Origin of the sequence: Nocardia cyriacigeorgica GUH-2 (genome assembly GCF_000284035.1) — a bacterium.
GTDB classification, from domain to species: Bacteria; Actinomycetota; Actinomycetes; order Mycobacteriales; family Mycobacteriaceae; genus Nocardia; species Nocardia cyriacigeorgica_B.
In genome coordinates this window covers 5,289,754-5,295,119 of the sequence record NC_016887.1, presented here as the reverse complement: position 1 = coordinate 5,295,119, position 5,366 = coordinate 5,289,754, and the positions used below count along the sequence as shown (strand labels likewise).

Annotated in this window: 7 protein-coding genes; 4 read left to right on the top strand and 3 right to left on the bottom strand. The window is 67.3% G+C overall.

Annotation, left to right across the window (positions count from 1 at the left end):
* Positions 1 to 213 precede the first annotated feature (213 nt).
* The gene (locus NOCYR_RS23960; protein WP_014353002.1) at positions 214 to 789 is read left to right on the top strand and encodes a Uma2 family endonuclease; all 576 of its coding nucleotides are present in this window, start codon (positions 214 to 216) and stop codon (positions 787 to 789) included.
* Between the two features lie 117 nt (positions 790 to 906).
* Here the strand turns inward: NOCYR_RS23960 and NOCYR_RS23955 are convergent, their stop codons facing one another.
* Positions 907 to 1,515, bottom strand: coding sequence for a YHS domain-containing protein (locus NOCYR_RS23955; RefSeq protein ID WP_014353001.1), 609 nt, complete (start codon positions 1,513 to 1,515; stop codon positions 907 to 909).
* Complete coding sequence (locus tag NOCYR_RS23950) at positions 1,512 to 2,087, bottom strand: peroxiredoxin-like family protein (protein WP_014353000.1); 576 nt, start codon at positions 2,085 to 2,087, stop codon at positions 1,512 to 1,514. The genes NOCYR_RS23955 and NOCYR_RS23950 overlap by 4 nt, the downstream gene beginning before the upstream one ends.
* A 67-nt stretch (positions 2,088 to 2,154) precedes the next feature.
* Between NOCYR_RS23950 and NOCYR_RS23945 the strand changes: the two genes are divergently transcribed.
* On the top strand, positions 2,155 to 2,790 hold the full coding sequence (locus NOCYR_RS23945; protein ID WP_014352999.1) for a TetR/AcrR family transcriptional regulator: 636 nt from the start codon (positions 2,155 to 2,157) through the stop codon (positions 2,788 to 2,790).
* 152 nt (positions 2,791 to 2,942) lie between these two features.
* Positions 2,943 to 3,089 (top strand): hypothetical protein, encoded by a 147-nt coding sequence (locus NOCYR_RS29825; RefSeq protein WP_158430203.1) that lies wholly within the window; start codon positions 2,943 to 2,945, stop codon positions 3,087 to 3,089.
* Positions 3,090 to 3,169: 80 nt separating this feature from the next.
* On the opposite strand, the gene NOCYR_RS23940 is transcribed toward NOCYR_RS29825, so the two are convergent.
* A complete protein-coding gene (locus tag NOCYR_RS23940; protein ID WP_014352998.1) occupies positions 3,170 to 4,120 on the bottom strand; it encodes a helix-turn-helix transcriptional regulator in 951 nt (316 codons plus the stop codon).
* Between the two features lie 62 nt (positions 4,121 to 4,182).
* On the opposite strand from NOCYR_RS23940, the gene NOCYR_RS23935 reads away from it, so the two are divergent.
* Positions 4,183 to 5,331 (top strand): epoxide hydrolase family protein, encoded by a 1,149-nt coding sequence (locus NOCYR_RS23935; protein ID WP_014352997.1) that lies wholly within the window; start codon positions 4,183 to 4,185, stop codon positions 5,329 to 5,331.
* The last annotated feature ends 35 nt before the right edge of the window (positions 5,332 to 5,366 follow it).

Sequence of the window (5,366 nt, the reverse complement as noted above, 5' to 3'; positions counted from 1 at the left end):
TCGCGGGTCCGAGCCGGTGTGAGGCGATTATCGTGGCCTCACACCGGTTCTGCCCGGCACGGTCACAGTGGTCCTAGTGGGACCCGAGCGCCGAGTCCGGTGACTGCTCACCGGGTTAGCTTGTGGCCGAAGCGGCGCTATGGTGTCGAAGGCTCGACCGGCCGACGGCCGATCACGGACAGCTGCATTCGCGGTGGGTAGGAGGTGCGTCCCATGCTCAAACCTGCTGCGGGTGCCGGCCGTTGGACTGCTGCCGATCTCGACGGCCTTCCGGAGAACGGGTTGCGCTACGAGGTACTCAACGGCCTGCTCGTCGTCAATGCTGTACCCAAGCCCCGGCATCAAATGCTGATACAACGGCTGGTGCGTGTTCTGGACGACGCGGCGCCGTCAAAGTTTGTGGTACTCGAAGGAGTCGGGGTGCTGATCATGGCCGACGAGCCCATCCCCGATGTCATCATCGCAACCGGGCCGATCCCGTGGGACGCGCGTGGAATTCCAGTCGAACAGATTCAGTTGGCCGTGGAAGTTGTCTCAGACTCGACCACGCTCCAAGATCGCATGGTGAAGCCGGTCTTGTACGCGGAAGCTCGGATCCCGGCATACTGGCGATTCGAGATCAACTCATTCAAGGGCCGGTTGCCAGGGGAGGAATTGCCGGTCCTCTTCGCCCACGTCCTCGGCAGCGATAACACCTACGAACAAACGCATCGGGTGCCGGCAGGGGAGAAGGTCACCTTGCGGAGCCCGTTCGACGTCACGATCGACCCGGCCGCCCTCTTGCCTTGAAGGAGGCGGATGAGCACGCATCGGTGGCACGAGGCGATCGCGTGGATCGCCGACTCCGCGCCGTTCCTGGTCTCTGCGGCGGAGCGGAGTCGGTGATCAGCTGCCAAGCCGGCACGCTTATGTGAGGGTGTGTTCCTCGGCGAAGACCTTGCGGCAGACCGGGGCACAGAAGACCCGGGTCTCGCCGTTGTGGGTGAGGGTGAATTCGGCGGTGGCGATTTCCAGGGTCATGCCGCAGACGGGGTCGACGCCGTAGCCGTCGGGGATGTCGCGGGTGTCGGCGTCGCTGTCGTAGTCGGCGGTCATCATTTTGGTGAGTTCGGTGGCGGTGGTGGTGCGGCCGGTGGTGCCGAGGTTGTGTTCGCGCACGCCGAGGATCTGCACCACGCAATGCGGGTCGGTGCGCAGCCGCTGCTGGTCGCCTTCGAATTCGGCGATGGCGTCGGTGATCAGGGGGAAGATGCCGTCGCCGAATCCTGGACCCGCCCATGATCCGGGGACGGTGACGCGGGCCAGGTAGCGCGGTGCGCCGGACAGGCTCGGCCCACCGGTGGCCCAGGCGGCGGGGTGGTGCACGAGGACGTGGGTGAATTCGCGGGCACGCGCCATCACCGCGTCCGGTGCGGCATCGGCGGCGGTGATCGTGTGCAGCACGTGCGCGGCGAGGGCTTGGCCGCGCTCGCCGGTCAGGGTGGGGTCGGATACGTACAGGTCGATGGTCATCATGAGTGAATCTCCTTCGGGGACAGCAGGTGTGAAGCCGCATGCGCCAGCAGTTCGTCGACCGACCACTGATCGTCGGCATGCCGGCCGAGTTTGCTCGCCACCACGCGGCCGTCGGGAGCGATGAGGAAATCTGCAGGCAGGCCGAGGCGCCCGCCTTCAGGAAGGACCGGCGGTGCCACGTGCCCGGGCCGGCGCAACGCCCGTAGCTCGCTGACGACCCCGCGCACGATGGTGGGCCAGGCACGCGGATCGAGCAGGGCGCGCGGTGCCGACTCGACGCCGAACTCGCGGTAGAGGCGGCGATCGGGGTCGGCGATCACGGCCATCGGCAGGTCGGCGGTGTATTTCCGCAGCTCGTCGGCACTGGAATGGAAGACGACGACCTCGCGGACATTCGCCGCGGAGATCTCGTCCAGCCGATTCGCGATCGACCGCAGATGCAGACTGCACACCGGGCAGCCCGCGAACCTGCGGAATTGCAGATGGATCAGGCAATCGGGATCGGGAATCGGCACCGGCGCGCCGCCGATGGTGACGAGCCGCCGGCCGGCGACGGTGGAGGGGAACGGCATCGGAACTCCTTAAGTGTACAAAGTACGCCTACGTCCAGTATGCGCGTATCACGTACGCTGTCAATCCGTGCCCCGCCCCCGTTCCCTGACCACCGACGATCTGTCCGGCGCCGCCCTCGCCGTGATCGACCGCGATGGCATCGACGCCCTCACCATGCGCGCGGTCGCCAAGGAACTCGGCATGGCGACCATGGCCCTCTACCGCTACGTCGCCGACCGCACCGCCCTCGAGGTCCTCGTGGTCGAACGCGTCTTCACCGCCGTCGACCTCACCCTCCCGCCCCAGCTGACCTGGCGCGACCGCATCCGCCTACTGCTCGACCGCACCCGCCTCGCCGCCGCCGAACACCCCGACACCGTCCCGCTGATCCTGCGCCACCGCCACGCCGCCCGCGCCGCCCTCGGCCTGATCGAGGCCATGCTCTCGGCCCTCACCGCCGGCGGCCTCACCGGCCTCGACCGCGTCGTCGCCCAACGCACCCTCATCGCCTACCTACTCGGCTTCCTGCAAAACGAGCACTACGCCGCCCTCTCCGGCCCAGGCACCGCCGCCATGGCCACCCTCCCGTCCGACGAGTTCCCCTTTTTGGCGCAGACGGCCACCGACGCCCGATCCGTCCCGCCCGAAGACGAATTCAACGCCGGCCTCGAGGTAATCCTCGACGGTCTTTCGGACCGCGCTGCGCCAGAGCATGATTCGTGACTGCCCGCCCTCGGTTCGGTCGATGCGCAGCGTGTACCGATCGGGACGAGTTGCTGGCCAAGCAGCGCTTCGTGTTAGCTCCGGGTGGGCCGTTGCATGGGGTCAGCGTCAGGTATCGGCATGAGGGGACGGTTCGGCTCGCGGCGACCGTCGTGCAGATCGTGGCGCGGCAGCGGACCTGCGATCATGGTGGACCGGCAGACGATCCGATGCATGGTGTCATCATCCTGACCGTCGAGTGCCGGAATGACGAGTGGCGGATTCGCACCGGTCAGAACACGCCGGTGACCACGGCCTGATCCAGTTCGTACCACGGGAGCACCTCGCACAGGTTGGAAGACACGAAAGGTGCGGCGACGGCCTTGGCGAGGAACGGTCCTCACTCGATAGCCGCGCGCAACCGTGCGGTGAGTTCGCGGACGCGGGCGATCAGTTCGGGTGGTTCGTGGATGCGGATTGGGAGGTCGAACAGGGCCAGGTAGATCGCCAGTTCGTCGAGGGAGTTGGAACCGGTGCGCAGGGTGCAGGATTCGGAGTCGATCGGTTCGAGGACGCCGATGGTGGGTGGGATGCGGTCGGCTGCGGTCTCGGCGGGGACGCCGATGGTCACCCGGGCGGAATGGCGGTAGGGCGCAACGGAAACCTGGTCGGAGACGTAGCCGGCCAGGTCGGGGTCGGGGGCCTCGCGGGGAGTGAAACGGGGGCCGGTGGGAGTGCGAGGGTGCAGGCGGTCGACGCGGAAGGTGCGCCAGTCAGCACGGTCGACATCCCACGCGATGAGGTACCAGCGGCGGCCCGTGTGGGCGAGACGGTGGGGTTCGGTGTCGCGCAGAGTTGTTGCGCCATCGTGGCTTTGGTAGTCGAAGCGGAGGCGAAGTTTGTCGCGGATGGCGCCGGCGATGGTGGTGAGGATGTCGGGATCGACCGTGGGGCCGCCCGCACCGACACTCACCGTCGCGGCGAGCAGGGTGCGCACCCGATGACGCAATCTGGAGGGCAGCATCTGCTCCAGCTTGGTCAGTGCTCGCAGGGAGCTGTCTTCGATGCCGGAGATGGTGCCGCCGGCGGCGGTGCGCAGGCCGATCGCGACCGCGACGGCCTCGTCGTCATCGAGCAACAGCGGCGGAAGATGGGTGCCGGCGCCGAGCCGGTAGCCGGCGACACCGCGGGCCGCTTCGACCGGATATCCGAGATTGCGCAGCTTGTCTATATCGCGGCGTACGGTGCGGATATCGATGCCGAGTTCGGCGGCCAGGTCGGCGCCGGTCCATTCGCGATGCGCCTGCAACAGCGACAGCAGCCGCAGCAGTCGCGCCGAGGTTTCCCACATATTTTCAGTCTGCCGCACGGTTAGGGCCGAAGTTGCCCTAACTGGTTTCTACGGTAGTTCTCATGACCATCACCCCCTTCCGCATCGACATCCCGCAGAGCGACCTGGACGACCTGCATCGCAGGCTCGACGTAACCCGCTGGCCCGCGCCCCTGCCCGGCGACGACTGGGACACCGGCGTCCCCACGGGCTGGCTGCGCGAACTGGTCGCCTACTGGCGGAACGACTACGACTGGCGTGCCGCCGAACGCGGGCTCAACGAGTTCCCGCAGTTCACCACCGAGATCGATGGGCAGCTGATCCATTTCCTGCACGTCCGCTCACCCGAACCGGACGCGTTGCCGCTGATCCTCACCCACGGCTGGCCGGGTTCCATCGTCGAATTCCTCGACCTCATCGGCCCGCTCACCGACCCCCGCGCCCACGGCGGCGACCCGGCCGACGCGTTCCATGTGGTCATCCCGTCGCTGCCCGGATTCGGGTTCTCCGGCCCGGTCACCGAGGCCGGCTGGACGGTCGAGCGGATCGCGACGGCCTGGGCGGAATTGATGTCGCGGCTCGGGTATGAGCGCTTCGGCGTGCAGGGTGGCGATATCGGCGCAGCGGTGAGCCCGGAGGTGGGTCGCGTGGCACCGCAGCGCGTGGCAGGCGTGCACGTCAACGGCGGTGTGGGCGACTTCCTGCCGCTGCCACTGGCGGAGGAAGAACTGGCGACGCTGACCGACCTGGAACGCGACCGAGTACGCCGAACCGAGGCATTCATGCAGGAAGAATTCGGCTACATCTCGATCCAGTCCACCCGCCCGCAGACCCTCGCCTACGGCCTGGTCGACTCACCGGTCGGCCAATTGGCTTGGATCATGGACAAATTCCGCGAATGGACCCATCCCCGCACGGTGGACCCGGACCAGATCATCGACCAGGACCGGCTGCTGACCAACGTGATGCTGTACTGGCTCACCGGCACGGCGGGTTCGGCGGCCTACGTCGGATACGCGCAGGACGCGCCGTGGGGCGTCGAGAAGCAGAACTCGGGCGTGCCCACCGGGGTGATCGTATTCGCCCATGATGTGGCGATCCGCAAGTACGCGGGCACGGCCGACACGATCACCCGCTGGATCGACGTCGACCGCGGCGGTCATTTCGCGGCCCTCGAGGAGCCGGTGCTGCTCACCGCCGATATCCGTGAGTTCTTCCGAGACCTCCGCTGATCTCCGCAGACCTGCGAGTTGACCACCACGCGCTG